The sequence below is a fragment of the Nitratireductor soli genome, assembly GCF_001050155.1.
Classification (GTDB): Bacteria; Pseudomonadota; Alphaproteobacteria; order Rhizobiales; family Rhizobiaceae; genus Nitratireductor; species Nitratireductor soli.
The window spans coordinates 183,844-202,480 of sequence record NZ_LFVY01000005.1 but is presented as its reverse complement, the minus strand read 5'-3'; the positions used below and the strand labels follow the sequence as shown (position 1 = coordinate 202,480).

General features: G+C 65.7%; 19 protein-coding genes. 12 read left to right on the top strand and 7 right to left on the bottom strand.

Annotation, left to right across the window (positions count from 1 at the left end; all coding sequences use genetic code 11):
* Positions 1–2 precede the first annotated feature (2 nt).
* Positions 3–2,621 carry a type I DNA topoisomerase gene (gene topA, locus AB843_RS08125; protein WP_048646300.1) on the bottom strand — a complete coding sequence of 873 codons (2,619 nt, stop codon included), beginning with the start codon at positions 2,619–2,621 and terminating at the stop codon, positions 3–5.
* Between the two features lie 275 nt (positions 2,622–2,896).
* Between topA and AB843_RS08120 the strand changes: the two genes are divergently transcribed.
* Positions 2,897–3,127 (top strand): hypothetical protein, encoded by a 231-nt coding sequence (locus AB843_RS08120; protein ID WP_048646299.1) that lies wholly within the window; start codon positions 2,897–2,899, stop codon positions 3,125–3,127.
* Here AB843_RS08120 and dprA read toward each other — a convergent pair.
* The 4 genes from dprA to AB843_RS08100 form a co-directional block, all read right to left on the bottom strand.
* Complete coding sequence (gene dprA, locus AB843_RS08115; RefSeq protein WP_048646298.1) at positions 3,089–4,225, bottom strand: DNA-processing protein DprA; 1,137 nt, start codon at positions 4,223–4,225, stop codon at positions 3,089–3,091. The two genes, AB843_RS08120 and dprA, sit on opposite strands and share 39 nt — an antisense overlap.
* Positions 4,222–4,836 (bottom strand): glycerol-3-phosphate 1-O-acyltransferase PlsY, encoded by a 615-nt coding sequence (gene plsY / locus AB843_RS08110; protein WP_048646297.1) that lies wholly within the window; start codon positions 4,834–4,836, stop codon positions 4,222–4,224. Before plsY ends, dprA begins: the two co-directional genes overlap by 4 nt.
* 88 nt (positions 4,837–4,924) lie before the next feature.
* Positions 4,925–6,211, bottom strand: a complete 1,287-nt coding sequence (locus AB843_RS08105) for a dihydroorotase (protein ID WP_048646296.1) — start codon at positions 6,209–6,211, stop codon at positions 4,925–4,927.
* A complete protein-coding gene (locus AB843_RS08100) occupies positions 6,208–7,170 on the bottom strand; it encodes an aspartate carbamoyltransferase catalytic subunit (protein ID WP_048646295.1) in 963 nt (320 codons plus the stop codon). The genes AB843_RS08105 and AB843_RS08100 overlap by 4 nt, the downstream gene beginning before the upstream one ends.
* A gap of 186 nt (positions 7,171–7,356) precedes the next feature.
* On the opposite strand from AB843_RS08100, the gene AB843_RS08095 reads away from it, so the two are divergent.
* Positions 7,357–9,000, top strand: coding sequence for an acyl-CoA dehydrogenase family protein (locus tag AB843_RS08095; protein WP_048646294.1), 1,644 nt, complete (start codon positions 7,357–7,359; stop codon positions 8,998–9,000).
* Here AB843_RS08095 and AB843_RS08090 read toward each other — a convergent pair.
* Positions 8,982–9,920, bottom strand: coding sequence for an AEC family transporter (locus AB843_RS08090; protein WP_048646414.1), 939 nt, complete (start codon positions 9,918–9,920; stop codon positions 8,982–8,984). The two genes, AB843_RS08095 and AB843_RS08090, sit on opposite strands and share 19 nt — an antisense overlap.
* A gap of 197 nt (positions 9,921–10,117) precedes the next feature.
* Here AB843_RS08090 and AB843_RS08085 point away from each other — a divergent pair, with 197 nt between their 5' ends.
* Both AB843_RS08085 and AB843_RS08080 read left to right on the top strand, forming a co-directional pair.
* Complete coding sequence (locus AB843_RS08085; RefSeq protein ID WP_048646293.1) at positions 10,118–10,681, top strand: hypothetical protein; 564 nt, start codon at positions 10,118–10,120, stop codon at positions 10,679–10,681.
* A complete protein-coding gene (locus tag AB843_RS08080; RefSeq protein WP_048646292.1) occupies positions 10,681–11,016 on the top strand; it encodes a DUF6105 family protein in 336 nt (111 codons plus the stop codon). The genes AB843_RS08085 and AB843_RS08080 overlap by 1 nt, the downstream gene beginning before the upstream one ends.
* On the opposite strand, the gene ruvX is transcribed toward AB843_RS08080, so the two are convergent.
* Positions 10,959–11,447, bottom strand: coding sequence for a Holliday junction resolvase RuvX (gene ruvX / locus AB843_RS08075; RefSeq protein ID WP_048646291.1), 489 nt, complete (start codon positions 11,445–11,447; stop codon positions 10,959–10,961). The genes AB843_RS08080 and ruvX overlap by 58 nt on opposite strands.
* Before the next feature lie 236 nt (positions 11,448–11,683).
* On the opposite strand from ruvX, the gene AB843_RS08070 reads away from it, so the two are divergent.
* The 8 genes from AB843_RS08070 (at position 11,684) to AB843_RS08040 (ending at position 18,637) form a co-directional block, all read left to right on the top strand.
* The gene (locus AB843_RS08070; protein ID WP_048646290.1) at positions 11,684–12,391 is read left to right on the top strand and encodes a metal-dependent hydrolase; all 708 of its coding nucleotides are present in this window, start codon (positions 11,684–11,686) and stop codon (positions 12,389–12,391) included.
* Between the two features lie 154 nt (positions 12,392–12,545).
* Positions 12,546–12,833 (top strand): Asp-tRNA(Asn)/Glu-tRNA(Gln) amidotransferase subunit GatC, encoded by a 288-nt coding sequence (gatC, locus tag AB843_RS08065; protein ID WP_048646289.1) that lies wholly within the window; start codon positions 12,546–12,548, stop codon positions 12,831–12,833.
* A 41-nt stretch (positions 12,834–12,874) separates the two neighbouring features.
* Positions 12,875–14,356: an Asp-tRNA(Asn)/Glu-tRNA(Gln) amidotransferase subunit GatA gene (gene gatA / locus AB843_RS08060; protein ID WP_048646288.1), complete on the top strand. Its 1,482-nt coding sequence runs from the start codon at positions 12,875–12,877 to the stop codon at positions 14,354–14,356.
* A 146-nt stretch (positions 14,357–14,502) separates the two neighbouring features.
* On the top strand, positions 14,503–15,312 hold the full coding sequence (locus AB843_RS08055; protein ID WP_048646287.1) for a YdcF family protein: 810 nt from the start codon (positions 14,503–14,505) through the stop codon (positions 15,310–15,312).
* Positions 15,313–15,580: 268 nt separating this feature from the next.
* A complete protein-coding gene (locus tag AB843_RS26265) occupies positions 15,581–15,712 on the top strand; it encodes a hypothetical protein (RefSeq protein ID WP_280136277.1) in 132 nt (43 codons plus the stop codon).
* A gap of 207 nt (positions 15,713–15,919) precedes the next feature.
* Positions 15,920–17,320, top strand: coding sequence for an L-serine ammonia-lyase (locus tag AB843_RS08050; RefSeq protein WP_048646286.1), 1,401 nt, complete (start codon positions 15,920–15,922; stop codon positions 17,318–17,320).
* A 79-nt stretch (positions 17,321–17,399) separates the two neighbouring features.
* The gene (locus AB843_RS08045; RefSeq protein WP_048646413.1) at positions 17,400–17,834 is read left to right on the top strand and encodes a DUF1489 family protein; all 435 of its coding nucleotides are present in this window, start codon (positions 17,400–17,402) and stop codon (positions 17,832–17,834) included.
* 65 nt (positions 17,835–17,899) lie between these two features.
* Positions 17,900–18,637 (top strand): hypothetical protein, encoded by a 738-nt coding sequence (locus AB843_RS08040; protein WP_048646285.1) that lies wholly within the window; start codon positions 17,900–17,902, stop codon positions 18,635–18,637.

Genomic DNA, 18,637 nt, shown 5'->3' with positions numbered 1-18,637 from the left:
CGTCATTCCTCTTTCTTAGCGGCCGCAGCCTTCTTGGCCGCCGGCTTCTTCGCGGCAGGCTTCTTTGCCTTCGCGGCCGGTTTCTTCGCCTTGGCGGGCTTGCCGCTCTTGCCTGCCTTGGCGGCCACCAGCTCCAGCGCTTCCTCGAGCGTCACCGACAGAGGGTCCTTGCCCTTCGGCAGGGTCGCGTTCACCTTGCCATGGTTGACATAGGGACCGTAGCGGCCGTCGCGCACCGTCACCTTGCCGCCGTCGGGATGATCGCCGAGTTCCTTGAGCGCCGCCGGCGTTCCACGTCCGCGGCCATTGCCGGCATTGGCCTTCTTCTCGGCAATCACCGTCACGGCGCGGTTGAGGCCGACCGAGAAGACGTCCTCGATCGATTCCAGATTGGCATAGCCGCCATCATGCAGCAGGAAGGGGCCGTAGCGGCCGAGGCCGGCGGAGATCATCTTGCCGGTTTCGGGATGCTTGCCGATGTCGCGCGGCAGCGACAGGAGCGCCAGCGCCTTCTCGATGTCGATGGAATCCGGCGTCCAGCCCTTCGGCAGGCCGGAGCGCTTGGCCTCCTTGCCTTCGCCGCGCTGCACATAGGGGCCGAAACGCCCCGAGCGCAGGGTGATTTCCTCGCTGGTGTGCGGATCCTTGCCGAGCACCTTGTTGCCGTCGAGGCCGTTGTCGCCCTCCTCGCCATTGCCCACCTCGCCGAACTGCCGCGTGAAACCGCATTCGGGATAGTTCGAGCAGCCGACAAAGGCACCGTGCCGGCCAAGCTTGAGCGACAATTGCCCCGTGCCGCAGCGCGGGCAGACGCGCGGGTCGGTGCCGTCTTCCTTGGCCGGGAAGGCGAGCGGCGCAAGCTCCTCGTTCAGCGCGTTGAGCACGTCGGTGACGCGCAGCTCCTTGATCTCGTCCACATGGCCGGAAAAATCCGTCCAGAAATCGCGCAGAACGTCCTTCCAGGCGAGCTGGCCGTCAGAAATCTTGTCGAGCTTTTCCTCGAGATCTGCGGTGAAATCATACTCCACGTAGCGTTCGAAGAAATTCTCCAGGAAGGCGGTGACCAGCCGGCCCTTGGCCTGTGGCATCAGCCGGCGCTTGTCGACGGTGACGTAGTCACGGTCTTCGAGCGTCTTCAGGGTCGCCGCATAGGTGGAGGGCCGGCCGATGCCGAGCTCTTCCATCTTCTTGATCAGCGAGGCTTCCGAATAGCGCGGCGGTGGCTCGGTGCTGTGCTGGGTCGCTTCGATCGATCGGCGCGTCTGCGTCTCGCCCTCGAGAATTTGCGGCAGGCGGCGGTTTTCCTCGTCTTCGGCGTTTTCGTCCTTGTCGATCGCGTAGGCCGCCAGGAAACCGTCGAAGCGGATCACCGAGCCGACGGCGCGCAGGCCGGCCTTGCGGCCGCCATTGTCCGCCTCGATCTCGACCGTGGTGCGCTCGATCTCGGCCGCCTGCATCTGGCTGGCGATGGCGCGCTTCCAGATCATCTCGTAAAGCCGCGCCTGGTCCGCATCGAGATATTTGCGCACCTTGTCGGGCGTGCGCGAGAAGTCGGTCGGCCGGATCGCTTCATGGGCCTCCTGGGCGTTTTTCGCCTTGACCGAATAGAAGCGCGGTTTCTCCGGCAGGTATTTTTCGCCGAACTCGCTGCCGATGGCAGCGCGCGCCTGATCGAGCGCCTCCGGCGCCATCTGCACGCCGTCGGTGCGCATATAGGTAATGAGACCGGCCGTCTCGCCGCCCGTGTCGACGCCTTCGTAGAGCCGCTGCGCCACCTGCATGGTGCGCGAGGCGCCGAAGCCGAGGCGCGAGGACGCGGCCTGCTGCAGGGTCGAGGTGGTGAAGGGGGGCGCCGGGTTGCGCCGCGTCGGCTTGGCCTCGACCGACAGCGTTGTGAAGGACGCGCCTTCCAGCATCGCCTTGATGTCGTCGGCCTGCTCCCTGTTCTTGATGTCGAGCTTTTGCAGCTTCTTGCCGTCGAGTGCGGTCAGGCGCGCCTCGAACACCTCGTCGCGCGGCGTGGCGAGCTGGGCTGCGATCTGCCAGTATTCCTCGCGGACGAACCGTTCGATTTCCGCCTCGCGGTCGCACACCAGACGCAGCGCCACGGATTGGACCCGACCGGCCGAGCGGGCGCCCGGCAGCTTGCGCCACAGCACCGGCGACAGGGTGAAGCCGACCAGATAGTCGAGCGCCCGGCGCGCCAGATAGGCATCGACCAGCGGCGCATCGACCTCGCGCGGCGCGGCCATGGCGTCGAGCACGGCTTTTTTGGTGATGGCGTTGAAGACGACGCGGCTGACCGGCTTGTCCTTCAGGACACGCTTCTGTTTCAACACCTCCAGCACGTGCCAGGAAATGGCTTCGCCCTCGCGATCCGGATCGGTGGCGAGAATGAGCCGGTCGGCATCCTTCATCGCCTTGGCGATGTCGCCTAGCCGCTTGGTCGAGGGGCCGTCGGCCGCCCAGGACATGGCGAAATCCTCGTCGGGACGCACGGAACCATCCTTGGCCGGCAGGTCGCGCACATGGCCGAACGAGGCCAGAACCTTGTAGTTCGCGCCCAGATATTTGTTGATGGTTTTCGCCTTGGCAGGCGACTCGACGATGACGAGATCCATTGGCTTAAAAATATCCCCGTGGGCGCTCTATTGGTCCGGCGCCACGCATTATTGACGAATCCAGCCCCGTCAAATGGCTGTGCTTTACCGCGCGGTCAAGGGCCAAGGGGAATTTCATCGATATGGAGCAAATCCGCCGGGTTGCTTTTGTTTATCGTAAATTTTTGGTTTATTTGTTTATAACAGTATGTATAGTACCAATGGGTCCATAAGGGAGAAATGCTGGGGAGCAGGCGAAAGCCAGGGGTACCGTGCGCTGAAGGGAGTGCCGGCAGATGGGCGACTATTATGGCAGAAGGCGAACCGACACGCTCGACTACATGCAGGCGATGCTCGGCCAGTTGCGCACCATGGCGCTGGCGGAACGATCCGACATGTTGGCCTATCTGATCGAGATGGCCTATGTCGAGGCAAGCGACATCATTCGCGGCGAGCGTCCGCATCGCCTCCAGGATGAGCGATTGGCACTAGAGGTCGGGAGCAAGAAGGGAAACCGCGCCTCCTGAGTGCCGTTCGAGGCGGCCGGCCAGGTCGAGCTCGAGCAGCACGGTCAACACCTGGGCGGGGTGCAGGCCGGTATGCCGGATGATTTCGTCGACGGCGACGGGCGTCGGCCCCAGCGCCTCGACGATGCGATCGCGCTCGGCGTCGCTCGGCGGCGGCGTGGCCGACAGATCGGCGGGCTCGTCGAATTCCTCCATGGAAGGCGGCGGCGCACCGATGAGCGGGGCGATGGCGCGCAGTATGTCGTCGGCGTCGGTGACCAGGATCGCCCCGTCCTTCAACAGCCCGTTGGTCCCGGCCGCGCGCGGGTCGAGCGGCGAGCCCGGCACGGCAAACACCAGCCGGCCCATCTCGCCGGCCAGCCGCGCGCTGATCAGCGAGCCCGAGCGATGCGCCGCCTCGATGACCACCAGCCCGTAGCACAGACCCGCCACCAGCCGGTTGCGGCGCGGGAAATCGCGCGCCCGCGGCGCCCAGCCGAACGGCATTTCGCTCAAGACGATGCCACGCTCGGCGATCTCGGCGCACAGATTGGCGTTTTCCGGCGGGTAGGGGACATCCAGCCCGCCGGCAAGGGCGGCAATCGTTCCCGTGTCGATGCTGCCCGTATGGGCGGCCGTGTCGATGCCACGCGCCAGGCCGGAGGCGATCGCGTAGCCGGCCTGGCCGAGGACGCCGGCCAGTTGCCGCGCCATCTTGATGCCGGCGAGCGAGGCGTTGCGCGCGCCGACGATGGCGATCACCGGCCGCTGGGCCACGTCCGCCCGGCCCTTGAGGGCAATCAGCGGCGGCGGCTGGTCCATCAGCCGCATCAGCGGCGGATAGTCGGGTTCGCCGACGGCGACGAAGCGGGCGCCGAAGCGGCTTGCCTTTTCCAGTTCGCGCTCGGCCTCATCGGGCGAAGCGATGACGATGCGTCGCGTCGCGTCGCCGCGCTCTGCCAGTTCCGGCAGCATGGCGAGCGCCGCCTCCGCCGACCCGAAGCGGTTGATCAACTGGCGAAACGTGACGGGGCCGACGTTTTCGCTGCGCAGCAGGCGCAGCCAGGCGAGGCGCTGACGGTCGCTGAGCAGAGGCCCGCCGGCTGGCGGCGTGCTCACCCCTTGCTTCCGATGCGTGTTTCGGTGCCCGACAGGAGGCGCCCGATATTCGCCCGGTGCTTGATGAAGACGATGACGCTCATCAGAAGAAAAAGCTCGGCCACCTGCACATGGTCCAGCCAGTACAGGCCGATCGGCACGGCGACCGCCGCGACCAGCGCCGCCAGCGACGAGTATCGCGTGGTGAACGCCACCGCCAGCCAGGCAAGGGCGAAGATCAAGGCACCCGGCCAGGCCAGCGCGACGAGAACGCCGAGATAGGTGGCAACGCCCTTGCCGCCGCGAAAGCCGAGCCAGACGGGAAACAGATGGCCGAGAAAGGCGCCGAGGCCGGCGGCAATTGCCTGGTCGGGACCGTACAGGCCGGCCAGAAGAACGGCGACGGTGCCTTTCAACGCGTCAAGCAGGAGCGTCAGCGCCGCGAGTTTCTTGTTGCCGGTGCGCAGCACGTTGGTGGCGCCGATATTGCCCGAACCGATCTTGCGCACATCGCCCAGGCCGGCGGCGCGCGTGATGATCAGGCCGAACGGGATCGATCCCAGCAGGTAGCCGAAAACCAGGGCGGCAATGAGAAAGGGCAGGGCAAGCTGCCAACTGATCGGATCCGGCATCCCGCGCTCCCCCGCGTTCAATCTTTGTATTCCCGCATTCATGCGGACGTCAGGCGATCCCACCTGACCGCAAGATGCTATGGTCCCGTCAGGCGCTGAACACTTTGCGGCCTGCAACCATGGTTTGCAAGACCCGGCCCTGCATGCGCGCGCCCTCGAAACAGGTGTTTTTCGACAGCGAGCGAATGTCCGCCTCGCGCACCAGCCAGGGTGCGTCGAGATCGACCAGCACCAGGTCGGCGGGCGCGCCGGGCTTCAGCGTGCCGCCGGGCAGGCCGAACAGGCGGGCCGGCGTCGTCGACAGACATTCCACCAGGCGCATCAGCGGCACATCGCCATTGTGGTGCAGGCGCAGCGCCGCCGACAGCAGCGTTTCGAGGCCGATCGCGCCGGATTCGGCCTCGGCGAAGGGCAGGCGCTTCGTGTCGACATCCTGCGGGTCGTGCGAGGAGACGATGATGTCGATGACGCCGTTTCTCAGTGCCTCGACCATGGCCAGCCGATCTTCCTCGGCGCGCAATGGCGGCGACAGGCGGAAGAAGGTGCGGTAGTCGCCGATGTCGTTTTCGTTCAGCGCCAGATGGTTGATCGACACGCCGGCGCTGACATGCGCGCCCTCGTTCCTGGCGCGCGCAATGGCTGCCGCCGACATGGCGGTGGAGATTTTCGCCGCGTGATAGCGCCCGCCCGTCAAACCGGTCAGCATCAGGTCGCGCGCGAGCGGAATGGTTTCGGCCTCGCGCGGAATGCCGGCCAGGCCGAGCCAACTGGCGAAAAGCCCCTCATTCATGACGCCCGAGGCGCCAAGATCGCGATCCTGCGTCTCATGGGCGATGGTGATGCCCAGATCGCGCGCATAGGTCAGCGCGCGGCGCATGGTGAGCGCGTTGGCGATGGTCGCGCGACCCTCGGTCAGCATCACCGCCCCGGCTTCCTTCAGGAGGCCGAACTCGCACAGCTCGCGCCCGGCAAAACCCTTGGTGATGGCGGCAGAGGGAAAGATGTTGACGATCGCCGTCTCGCGCGCCGTGCGCAGGACGAACTCGACCAGCGCCACGTCGTCGATGATCGGCGCCGTGTCGGGCATCATCACCAGCGAGGTGACGCCGCCCGCCGCCGCCGCCCGGCTGGCCGAGGCGATGGTTTCACGGTGTTCGGCGCCCGGCTCGCCGATGAACACGCGCGCGTCGACCAGCCCCGGCAGGACCGCATGGCCGCCGCAATCGACGATCGTCGCATTGTCGGGCGCACCCTGGTTCGCCGCGCCCTTGCCGGCGGCAAGGATCTTGCCGTCGGCGACGATGACCGTGCCGTTTTCGTCCAGGCCGCGCGATGGGTCGACGATGCGGGCATTGTTGAAAACCGTCGCGCTCATGCCGCGCCCCCTTCGGCATTGCGGCGCGGATCGAGCAGCGCTTCCATCACCGCCATGCGCACGGCGACGCCCATCTCGACCTGTTCCTGGATCAGGCTTTGCGGTCCGTCGGCGATTTCCGAGGCGATCTCGACGCCGCGGTTCATCGGGCCGGGATGCATGACGAGCACATCGTCCTTGGCGAATTTGAGTTTTTCGGCATCGAGCCCGTAGAGGCGGAAATACTCGCGCACCGAGGGCACCAGCGAGCCGGCCATGCGCTCGCGCTGCAGGCGCAATGTCATGACGATGTCGGCGCCCTTCAAGCCTTCATCCATGCGGGTGAAGGGTTCGACACCCATCTGGGCGATGCCCGTGGGCAAGAGCGTCGACGGCGCGACGACGCGCACCCGCGCGCCAAGCGCGTTGAGCAGCACGATGTTCGAGCGCGCCACGCGCGAATGCAGGATGTCGCCGCAGATCGCCACCGTCAGCCCGCCAATGCGCCCCTTGGCGCGGCGGATGGTCAGCGCGTCGAGCAGCGCCTGGGTCGGGTGCTCATGCGCGCCATCGCCGGCATTGACGACCGAACAGGAGACTTTTTGCGCCAGGAGGGCAGCCGCGCCCGCCGCCGAATGGCGGATGACAAGAATGTCCGGCCGCATGGCGTTCAGCGTGATCGCCGTGTCGAGCAGGGTTTCGCCCTTCTTCGTCGACGAGCTGCCGACCGACATGTTCATCACGTCGGCGCCGAGCCGCTTGCCGGCCAGTTCGAAGGAGGATTGCGTGCGCGTCGAGGCTTCATAGAACAGGTTGATCTGCGTGCGGCCGCGCAGGGTCGCCGTCTTCTTTTCCCGCTGCCGGGAGATGGCGACGGCGGCGTCGGCCCGGTCGAGCAAGGTCTCGATGTCCAAGGGCGACAGGCCCTTGATGCCGAGCAGGTGGCGGTGCGGGTAAAGCGGGAAGGGCGCGTCTGTCATCTTAAGGGGGTGCTATAGGCCGAGCGCCGGCGGGCCGCAAGCAGGCTTTGGCGATCTTTGCACTCTTCCCCCGCAAAACCACGCTTTTCGATTTTTATGGATTGGCAAGGCCGGCCTTGCCACTATGAAGGCGAAAAGATGCTTTGATTCCTGACGCATCGTCCGACCGAGTGATAGAGTAAGACCGTGACGCACGACGTGACCAACCAGCCGCCGCCCCTGGCCGGCTCCAATGCCTGGCGCAGCGACCCGCTGCTGATGCAGGCGGGCGAGCGGTTTTCCGAACCGGTGCGCAAGGAACTCGACGCGTTCGGCCGCTTCGTGCGCAATCAGGAGGCGCTGGATCTGGCGCGTCTGGCCAACACCGAACTGCCGCAGCTCAAGACCCATGACCGCTACGGCCACCGCGTCGATCTCGTCGAGTATCACCCGGCCTATCACGCGCTGATGCGCCGTTCGGCGACCAACGGGCTGCATTCGTCGATCTGGGAAAACGGCGAGGCGGAAGCAGGCCAGCGCCACCAGGTGCGCGCCGCGCGCTTCTATCTGACCGCGCAGCTCGAATGCGGCCATCTGTGCCCGCTGACGATGACCAGCGCCGCGCTGGCCGCGCTGATGGCCGACACGGCGCTGTTCCGCCGCTGGGCGCCACGCGTGGCGACGCGCAAATACGACCATGCCAGCAAATCGGTGACGCAAAAGGCGGGCATCACCATCGGCATGGGCATGACGGAGAAGCAGGGCGGCACCGACGTCCGCGCCAACACGACGCGCGCCGAGCGCATCGACGGCAAGGTCTACCGCCTGTCGGGCCATAAATGGTTCCTCTCCGCGCCGATGTCGGATGCCTTCCTGGTGCTTGCCCAGGCGCAGGAGGGCCAGACGCAGCAGGGATTGTCATGCTTCCTGGTGCCGCGCCTCCTCGACGACGACCGAAACAACGGCTTCCGCTTCCAGCGCCTGAAGGACAAGCTCGGCAACCGCTCGAATGCCTCCTCCGAAGTGGAGTTCGACGGCACGGTCGGCGAGCTCGTCGGCGAACCCGGCTCCGGCGTCCGCACGATCATGGACATGGTGACGCTGACCCGGCTCGACTGTGCCCTGGGTTCGGCCGGCATCATGCGCGCCAGCATGGCCGAGGCTGTCCACCACGCCCGCTATCGCCAGGTTTTCGGCAAGCCGCTGTTCGAACAGCCGCTGATGCTGCGTGTGCTGGCCGACATGGCGCTCGATGTCGCCGCCGCGACGGCCTTGTCGATGCGCCTGGCGCGCGCCTTCGACGAGGCGGCCGACAACCGGGCCGAGGCGGCGTTCGCCCGCGTCATGACGCCGGTCGTCAAGTACTGGGTGTGCAAGCTGGCGCCCGCCATCACCTATGAGACGATGGAGTGCGTCGGCGGCAATGGCTATGTCGAGGAAGCGCCGATGGCGCGCCTGTATCGCGAAGCGCCGGTCAACGCGATCTGGGAAGGCTCGGGCAATGTCATGGCGCTCGACGTGCTGCGCGTGCTTGGCCGCAACGCCGGCCTGTTCGACGACGTTCTGGCGATGATCGGCACGGATCTGGGCGACAAGGGCGGCGCCACGCTGGAAGTGCTCGCCGCCGCCGCGCGGGTGTGCGAAAGCGACGAGGGCTCGGCGCGCATTCTCACCGAGCAGCTTGCCCTGGCCGCCGCGGCCGCCGAATTGCGGCGCATGGGGGCGGGCCGTGTTGCCGACGCCTTCATCGAAACGCGCCTGGCCGGCCAGTGGCGCGCCACCTACGGCATGCTCGACGCCCGCCACGACGCGGCGGCGATCCTCGACGTGCTTTATCCCGAGGCGAGCTGAGCGGCGATCATCAGGACGATCGGGATGGTGAAGAAGGCCAGCACCGTCTGCATGGTGGTGACGGTCGCATAGAGCGGCGCGTCGCCGCCCAGCTGCCGCGCCAGCAGATAGCCGTTCATCGCCGTCGGCACGGCGGCGCAAAGCGCCAGATAATTGAGCGCCGGACCGGTGACGCCGAAGGCCAGAACGATCGTCATCAACAGCAGCGGGAAGATGGCGAGCTTCAGGAACACCGCGATCCAGAGCGCCAGGTTGCCGCTGAACAGATCGCCCGGCTTGAGGCCGGCGCCGATGGTCAACAGACCCATGCCGAGAGCGGCCCGGCCGACGAGGTCGAGCGTCTCGTTCAGCGGCTCGTAAAGGCCGAACGGCATGAACCGCAGCAAGACGGCGGCGCCGGCGGCGAGAATCAGCGGGTTGCGTCCCACATCGCCGAAAACCTTCGGCCACGACGCCGCATTGTCGGCGAAACGGGCGACGACGAACACCGAGGCGATGTTGATCGGAATGATGATCGTCGCCATGACCAGCGCCACCACCGCACCGCCTTCCGGCGGAAAAAGCTTCTGCGCGATGGCCAGCGCCATGAAGCCGTTCCAGCGAATGGCGGTCTGGAAAACCGAGGAATATTGGCTGTGCGCCACCGCGCCGGTGCGCTTCAGCAACGGCCACAGGGCGAGGACGACGGCAATCATCGCCGCGACGGCGACCATCAGGGCGGCGAGCATCGCGTTGAGCTCGAGACCCGAGAAGTCGGCATTGGCGATCGTGATGAACAGAAGCGCAGGGTAGAGAAACCAGTAGCAGAGCTGTTCCAGCCCCGGCCATGTCGCATCGTCGATCAGCGGCAGGCGGCGCAGCGCGTTGCCGGCGACGATGAGCAGGAAGATCGGCAGGATGCTTTCGAAAATGGCGAACATCGGTTTCCACATTGGCTTCACGGGACCAACCGTGATCGGCACGGTTCCGCGTGCCTAGCGCATCGGCCCGACAATCGGAATGGATTTTTGCGCCCATCATAGGCTGGCCGGGCCTGTGAAAATTAACCTTAACGATTGGTAAGCGTTGCGGCGCGTTTTGTTGAAGGCCACTGTGGCGGACGTAGAGAAAGAGTCCCATGAGCCGCACCTTCACGATCCTCCTGTCCATCTACTGGACGGCGTCCTTCGCCTTCACAGCCTGGGTGACGGCGCTGGCCGATGGCGCGCTCAATGCGGGCATCGGCATGACGTCGCCCGGAGGGGCGGTGTGGAGCCTGGCCGGACCGCTCGCGTTCATTCTCGCCAACACATTGGTGTCCGTGCTGTTTCTCTGGGCCCTGGTCGTTGCCATGCTGGAGCGCGGCGAGGCCCAGGGAGAAACGGAACAGGTCGCGCGCCTTGCCTGTTCGGCGGCGCTGGCGGTGTTCCTGGCCAAGGCGCTTTGCGACGCGGCCATTCAGGGAAGCGGCGCGCCAGTGCCCGCCGAATCGATCCCGCTTCTGGCCATCCTGGCGACCTATCTCGCCATACGGCTGGAAACCCGGGAAATGGGGACGGCCGGAGCCGTCAAGCTGGGTCAACCGCAGCAGATGGCGCGGCTCAACGCGCTCAACGCCGTGCACGGCACCCTGCTGGAGCGGCTGGCAACGCCGCGTGATTTCGCCCGCATTCCGCCCGCCAATGACGACAGGATCCGCTGATGCGCTACCTCATTCTTTTCTGGGCGCTGCCAATGGGACTGTTCTGGGGCTGGTACGGGCTTTCCTATCACGACCTGAACTTCGGCCTGGGCTTTCTCAGCCGTGACATGAACGACCTGTTGTTTCGGCTCTACGGCGACATCCTGGGCATCGACCCACAGACGATTCCGGGCCTGGTGGCGCGTGCCAGCGTGTTCGATTCCTTCCTGCTGATGGGTATTGTCGCCTTCCGCCGCCGCAAGGCGATCTGGCGCTGGCTGCAGGAAAAGCGCGCCGCCTATGCCGGCGAAGAATCCGTTCCGCCCAGCGCCCCCAATCTGTCGAGCGCGCCCTGAAGGATAAAGGCGGCCGCCGCCGAATCGATCCGCCCGGCGCGCTTCCTGCGCGACACGTCCATCTCGATCAGCGCCCGTTCGGCGGCCAGCGTCGACATGCGCTCGTCCCAGAAGGCGACCGGCAGCGCCGTCAGCCGTTGCATGTTGCGCACGAAAGCGCGCGTCGACTGGGCGCGCGGCCCCTCGCTGCCATCCATGTTGACGGGCAGGCCGATGACAATCCCGCCGGCATTGTCACGGGCGAGCATGGCAAGCAGCGCCTCGACGTCCTGGGTGAACTTGCGGCGCAGGACCACCGGCCGCGGATTGGCCAGCGACAGGCCGCGATCGGAGACCGCCACGCCGATCGTCTTCGTGCCGAGGTCGAGGCCGCCAAGCGTTTGACCCGCTTGCAGGAAAGCGGGGAGTTCCTCCAGGCCGACCACTGACAAGGCGCGCTGTTCCTTCCAAGCATTTTGCAGTCAGGTGGAATCACCTGACGTCCGCACAAATGCGGAAAAACAATGAGATAGAGCGGAGCGTCGTTTCTGTGAAACGATGAACCGTTCTGGATATGACGATGCGTTCTATCCGCATGGCGGCCGCAGGGAAAGCGTGAACGGTTGACGGCGCTCGCCGACCATCCGATACCGCTGGGCGAAAGACAGGAAGACAAAGGAGGATTTTGATGAAACTCACCTGGTATGGCCATTCCACCTTTCGCGTCGAGACAGCCGGCGCGCGCATCCTGATCGATCCGTTCCTGAGCGGCAATCCGTCCTGGGGCAAGGGCTGGGAAGGGCCGGCCGAGGGTGTCACCCATGTGCTTCTGACGCACGGCCACAACGACCATGTCGGCGACGCCGCAGCCATCCTGAAGAAGACCGGCGCGATGCTGGTCGCCAATTACGAAATCTGCCGCTACCTGGTCGGCCAGGGCGTGTCGGAGGACAAGATCAACCCGGGCAACCACGGTGGAACCGTCGATTGCGGCGGCTTCACCACCACGTTCGTCAACGCGCTGCATTCCTCGTCCATGTCGGGCGACGGCGGCGCCAACACGTATCTCGGCAACCCGGCCGGCCTGGTCCTGCATTTCCCCGGCGACAAGACGCTCTACCACATGGGCGACACGGACATTTTCGGCGACATGGCGCTGATCGAGGAACTGCACCAGCCGGCCATCGGCCTGGTTCCCATCGGCGACCGGTTCACCATGGGCGGCGCGGTGGCGGCACTCGCCTGCCGCCGCTACTTCCATTTCGAGAAGGTCGTGCCGTGTCACTACGGAACCTTTCCGATCATCGACCCGTCGGCGGAAAAATTCATTGCCGGGCTCGAAGGTTCGAAGACGCAAGCGGTGGTGCCGACAATCGGCGCGGCGATCAGCCTGTAGCATTTCCGTCCAGCGACCAGGCGTTGGCGGTTGCGCGCCGTGCGTGCGGCGATTATAGCCGTGGCGCAACCGTTGGAGCAATTTTGCCGAATACGAAGAATGGCGCGCCGATTGTGTCCCGAGGGACGCCGCGCCCAGTGCCGGAGAACCCTGAATGTCCGTGGACATCGATACCGTGAAACGCGTCGCGCATCTTGCCCGCATTGCCGTCGATGAGGCCGATGCCGAGCGCATGACCGGCGAATTGAACACGATTCTCGGCTTCGTCGAGCAACTGGACGAGGTCGATGTGACCGGCGTCGAGCCGATGACCTCGGTGATACCGATGGCGATGAAGAAGCGCGCCGACGCCGTGACCGATGGCGGCAAGGCCGCCGACATCGTCGCCAATGCCCCGGCGTCGGAGGACAATTTCTTTGTCGTGCCGAAAGTGGTCGAATAGCACCCAACCGCAAGCCGCCCGCTGGACCAAATGGATATTTCATGACCGAGCTGACCCGACTGACCATTGCCGAAGCGCGCGAGAAGCTGGCCGCCAAGGCCTTTTCCGCCCTCGAACTGACCGACGCCTATCTGGCGGCGATCGACGCGGCGAACGACAAGCTCAACGCCTATGTCGCGGTGACCCACGACAAGGCGCGCGCCATGGCCAGGGCCAGCGACGAGCGGCTGGGCAAGGGCGCGGGCGGGGCACTGGAGGGCATCCCGCTCGGCATCAAGGATCTGTTCGCCACCGAAGGCGTCCACACCCAGGCGGCAAGCCATATTCTGGACGGTTTCAAGCCGCGCTACGAATCGACCGTCACCGCCAATCTGTGGGCCGACGGTGCTGTGATGCTGGGCAAGCTCAACATGGATGAATTCGCCATGGGCTCGTCCAACGAGACCTCCCATTACGGCCCGGTGATCAATCCCTGGCGCGCCGAGGGTTCGAACGCCGATCTTGTGCCCGGCGGTTCTTCCGGCGGCTCGGCGGCGGCGGTCTCCGCTTTGCTGTGCGCCGGCGCCACGGCGACCGACACGGGCGGCTCCATCCGCCAGCCGGCCGCCTTCACCGGCACGGTCGGCATCAAGCCGACTTATGGCCGTTGTTCGCGTTGGGGGACCGTCGCTTTCGCCTCGTCGCTCGACCAGGCCGGCCCCATCGCCCGCGACGTGCGCGATGCCGCCATCCTCCTGAAATCGATGGCTTCCGTCGATGCCAAGGACACGACCTCCATCGACCTGCCGGTGCCCGATTACGAGGCGGCGATCGGCCAGTCGATCAAGGGCATGAAGATCGGCATTCCGAAGGAATACCGCATGGACGGCATGCCCGACGAGATCGAGGCGCTGTGGCAGAAGGGCATCGAATGGATGCGCGACGCCGGCGCCGAGATCGTCGACATCTCGCTGCCGCACACCAAATACGCACTGCCTGCCTATTACATCGTCGCGCCGGCGGAAGCCTCGTCGAACCTGGCGCGTTATGACGGCGTTCGCTACGGCCTGCGCGTGCCGGGCAAGGACATTGCCGACATGTATGAGCAGACGCGCGCCGCCGGCTTCGGCCGCGAGGTGAAGCGCCGCGTCATGATCGGCACCTATGTGCTGTCGGCCGGCTATTACGACGCCTATTACCTGAAGGCGCAGAAGGTGCGCACGCTGATCAAGCGCGATTTCGAGCTTGCCTTCGACGCCGGTGTCGACGCCATCCTGACGCCGGCGACGCCATCGGCCGCCTTCGGCGTCGCCGACCAGGCGATGAGCGCCGACCCGGTAAAAATGTATCTGAACGACATCTTCACCGTCACGGTCAACATGGCGGGCCTGCCGGGCATCGCCGTGCCGGCCGGGCTCGACGGGCGTGGCCTGCCGCTTGGCCTGCAGCTCATCGGCAAGCCTTTCGAGGAAGAGACGCTGTTCCGCACCGCGCATGTCATCGAGCAGGCGGCCGGCCGCTTCCAGCCGGCGAAATGGTGGTAGGGCGCATGGCGCTGCAACCCTGCCCGCCAGACCCGTTCAATGTTTCACCGAAGCATTGAACGGGGCTTTCTCTTCGTTTTCCAGCGTTTATGCAGGCGTCAGGTGATTCCACCTGACTGCAAAACGCAAATGGAGGTAGCCGCGCAATGTTCCATCTGGTTTCCGCCGTCGGCTGGCTTTTCCTGCAGCCGCTCGGACTGGCGATGTTGCTTATCGCCATCTCCCTTCTGCTCGCCTTCGTCGGATGGCGCCGCCTGTCGCTGACGGCGGGCGGCCTGTCCTTCCTCGTCCTGTTCCTGTCGGGTTGGACGACGCTCGGCGCCCTGCTGTTGGTGCCGCTCGAGGAGCGGTTCCAGAAGCCGGACCCCGCGCCGCAGAGCATCGACGGCATCGTCGTGCTGGGCGGTGGACTGGAAGGCTCGATCAATTTGGCGCGCGGCGGCCATGAGTTGAACGCCAGCGGCGACCGTTTCGTCGAGACGGCGATCCTGGCGCGCCGCTACCCCGATGCCCGAATCCTGATTTCCGGCGGGCAGGGAGCGGTCTTCCTGGCAGGCGAGGGCGACGCCGACACCGCACCGCGCCTTCTCGCGGCGCTCGGCGTCGATCCGGCCCGCCTGATTCTAGAGAACCGTTCGCGCGACACGTTCGAGAATGCGGTCTTTTCAACGCGGATGATCAAGCCGCAGGCCGGTGAAACCTGGCTGCTCGTCACCTCGGCCTTTCACATGCCGCGTGCCATGGGCGCGTTTCGCAAGGCGGGCTTCCCAGCCATCGCCTGGCCGGTCGACTACAAGACGGCGGGCACGGAGCGGCCGGGCCTGGCCGAGGACAACGCGCTCGATTCCCTGCGCAATGTGTCGGTCGGGATTCGCGAATGGATCGGTCTCGCCGCTTATTACTTCGCCGGCCGCACCGATGCTTTCCTGCCACTGCCCGAGCAGGCCGACAGGTGAGTCTCGGCAGGTGGGATGCCGGTGATGCTGCATTGCAGCAAACTGGTTCCCATTTTCGCCACATCTGTTGATAATTCCTTTCCCTCGGCAAGTGCTTGATAACATGGAAAAACCCTTGTTTTGTGCTGTTTCGTAACGGTTATCCGGTCGTCATTTTGCCGTTTTTGACTTGCGGAACGCGTGCCCAGGGAGTATCTCCCGCCGTCACGGGTCAAGCGTTCGGGATCAACCCGAATCACAAGCGACTTGATAAAAAGACGGGATATGCATGGACGATAGCGTTGAGAGATCCTGCTGGGGCGTTGCCGCCAAAGCAGCGATCGGGCTTGCGGGAATCATCTTTCTGGCATGGCTTTTTATTGGCGCCGAGACGGCTGCGGTCGTCGCGGCGGCGGGTTGACCGGCCAAGACCGCGAGACATCGGTTTCATCTATTGGAAGGGGCGTGGCGCCTGTGCCGCGCCCCTTTGCTTATGCGGTGAAATGACCTAAATCACTGCCTGTCGCGATTGCGCCGTGAACCGCCGCCGGGCAGCCCGCCTGCGGGGCCGATCGCCGATCTGATGCCTTCTGCGCACGACTTCTCCACGTATTTGGGGCCTTCGCTGATGTTTCTGTCCGTATTCGACCTGTTCAAGATCGGCATCGGTCCGTCGAGTTCCCACACGATGGGGCCGATGACGGCCGGCGAGCGCTTCCTGGCCGAGATCGCCGGCGATGACTGGCCGCGCCCGGCGGGTGCCCGTGTGGCGCGGCTCGCGGTCAGCCTGCACGGTTCGCTCGCCTACACCGGCATCGGCCACGGAACCGACCGGGCGGTCATTCTGGGCCTGGCCGGCTTCAACCCGCTGACCGTCGACCCCGACCGTATGGACGCGTTGATCGAGACGATCCGCAATGAGCGGAAAGTCCACCCGGACGGCCATCCGGCCTATGCCTTCGATCCCGACAAGGATCTGGTGCTCGACAAGAAGACGCCGCTGCCGGGTCACGCCAACGGCATGGCCTTCAACGCCTTCGACGCGGACGACCGCTTGCTGCTGCGGCGCATCTATTATTCGGTCGGCGGCGGCTTCGTCGTCTCCGAGGAGGAATTGCAGAGCCTCAAGGCCAAGGGCAAAGAGCAGGCGCCCAGCGATGTTCCCTATCCCTTCAACAATGCGGCTTCCATGCTCGCCATGGCGGCTGAAAGCGGCCTGTCCATCGCCGAGATGAAGCGCGCCAACGAAGAGGCGCACATGACGCGCGGCGAGCTTGATGCCGGGCTCGACCGCATCTGGGAGGCGATGAACAATTGCATCGAGCGTGGGCTGTCGCAGGACGGCATCATGCCGGGCGGCCTGAAAGTGCGCCGCCGCGCCCGCCATCTGCATGAACGGCTCGACGAGGACTGGCGGCAGAACCGCCCCAATCCGCTGGCCGCCAATGACTGGCTTGCCGTCTACGCCATGGCCGTCAACGAGGAGAATGCCGGCGGCGGCCGCGTCGTCACGGCGCCGACCAACGGCGCGGCGGGCGTCGTGCCGGCCGTGTTGAAATACTGGCAGAAATTCCATGTCGACGCCGACCGGCGCGGCATTCACGATTTCCTGCTGACGGCGGCGGCCATCGGCGGCATCGTCAAGCACAATGCCTCCATCTCCGGCGCCGAAGTCGGCTGCCAGGGCGAGGTCGGTTCCGCCTCGGCGATGGCCGCCGCCGGCCTTGCCGCCGTCATGGGCGGCAACCCCGAACAGGTGGAGAACGCCGCCGAGATCGCCCTGGAACATCATCTCGGCATGACCTGCGACCCGGTCGCCGGCCTGGTGCAGGTGCCGTGCATCGAGCGCAACGCGCTGGGCTCGGTCAAGGCGGTCACCGCCGCCTCGCTGGCGGTCAAGGGCGACGGCAAGCATTTCGTCTCCCTCGACGCGGCGATCGAGACCATGCGCCAGACCGGCGCCGACATGAACGAGCGCTACAAGGAAACGAGCCTTGGCGGCCTGGCGGTCAATGTGGTGGAGTGCTGACCGCGGCACCCGGCCTGTGGAGAGAACAGCACGGCATGCTTGACCCGCGCCGCCGCTCGTCGGACATTCGGCCATGGCCATGGCCCTGAACCTGATAAAACTCTGCGTCGGCTGCGAAAGCGTCGAGCATCTGGAGGAATGGATCGGCCGCCGCCTGCGCGAGAAGGAAGCGCGCGGCGAGCCGCCGGAGCATTTCCACACCACGCGCATGGTGCCCAAGCGCGTCGAGGACCTGACGGGCGAGGGCTCGCTCTACTGGGTCATCAAGGGCATCGTGCAATGCCGCCAGCGGCTGCTGGAAATCCGTCCCTTCCGCGATGGCGAAGGAATTTCGCGCTGCCACCTGGTTCTGGAGCCGAAAGTGGTGCGCACCGAGTTCCAGCCGCGCCGGCCGTTTCAGGGCTGGCGCTATCTGGAGCGGAAGGACGCGCCGGCCGACATGGCGTCGGGTTCCGAGAGCGCGCGGATGCCGCCGGAACTGCGCCGCGAACTGACCGAACTCGGCTTGCTTTGACACAGCAGCAGCCCGGTTTGCACAACGGACTTGCAAGCCGGCTGCATGCGCCACATCTTCTCCCTATGAGCGATAGCAAGACCCCGGTCCCCAAGAGCCGGCCCAAGGAGGTCGCGCAGCGGAAATCGCCGCGCGGCGCCATAGACGCGTTCGTCGATCAGGTGCGCGCGATGACGGCGATGAAACCCGCCGGTGAAAGCGGCGGCCGGCTGGTGCTGGCGCTGGACGCGACCATGAGCCGTCAGCCGACCTGGGATCTGGCCTGCCGCCTGCAGGCGGAGATGTTCGACGCGGTCGGCAAGGCAGGCGGGCTCACCGTGCAGCTGGTCTATTTTCGCGGCTTCGGCGAATGCCGCGCGTCGCGGTTTGTTACCGACACCGACGCGTTGAAGACCCTGATGACCAAGATCGACTGCCGTGGCGGACGGACGCAGATCGGCAAGGTCCTGTCCCATGCCATCGCGGAGACAGCGCGCCAAAAGGTCAGCGCGCTGGTCTATATCGGTGACGCGATGGAAGAGGAGGTCGACGATCTCGCCGACAAGGCGGGGCGGCTCGGCCTCGCCGGCACGCCCGTGTTCGTCTTCCAGGAGGGGCATGATCCGCTCGCCGAACGCGCCTTTCATGAAATCGCCCGCCTGTCGCGCGGCGCCTGGTTCCGCTTCGATTCGCGCTCGGCGGCCGAGCTCGGCAGATTGCTGTCGGCGGTCGCGGTCTACGCCACGGGCGGCCTGAAGGCGCTGACGGCGCGCAACCGGCCGGAAGACCGCCTGATGCTGGAACATCTGCGCGGCGGCAAGTGA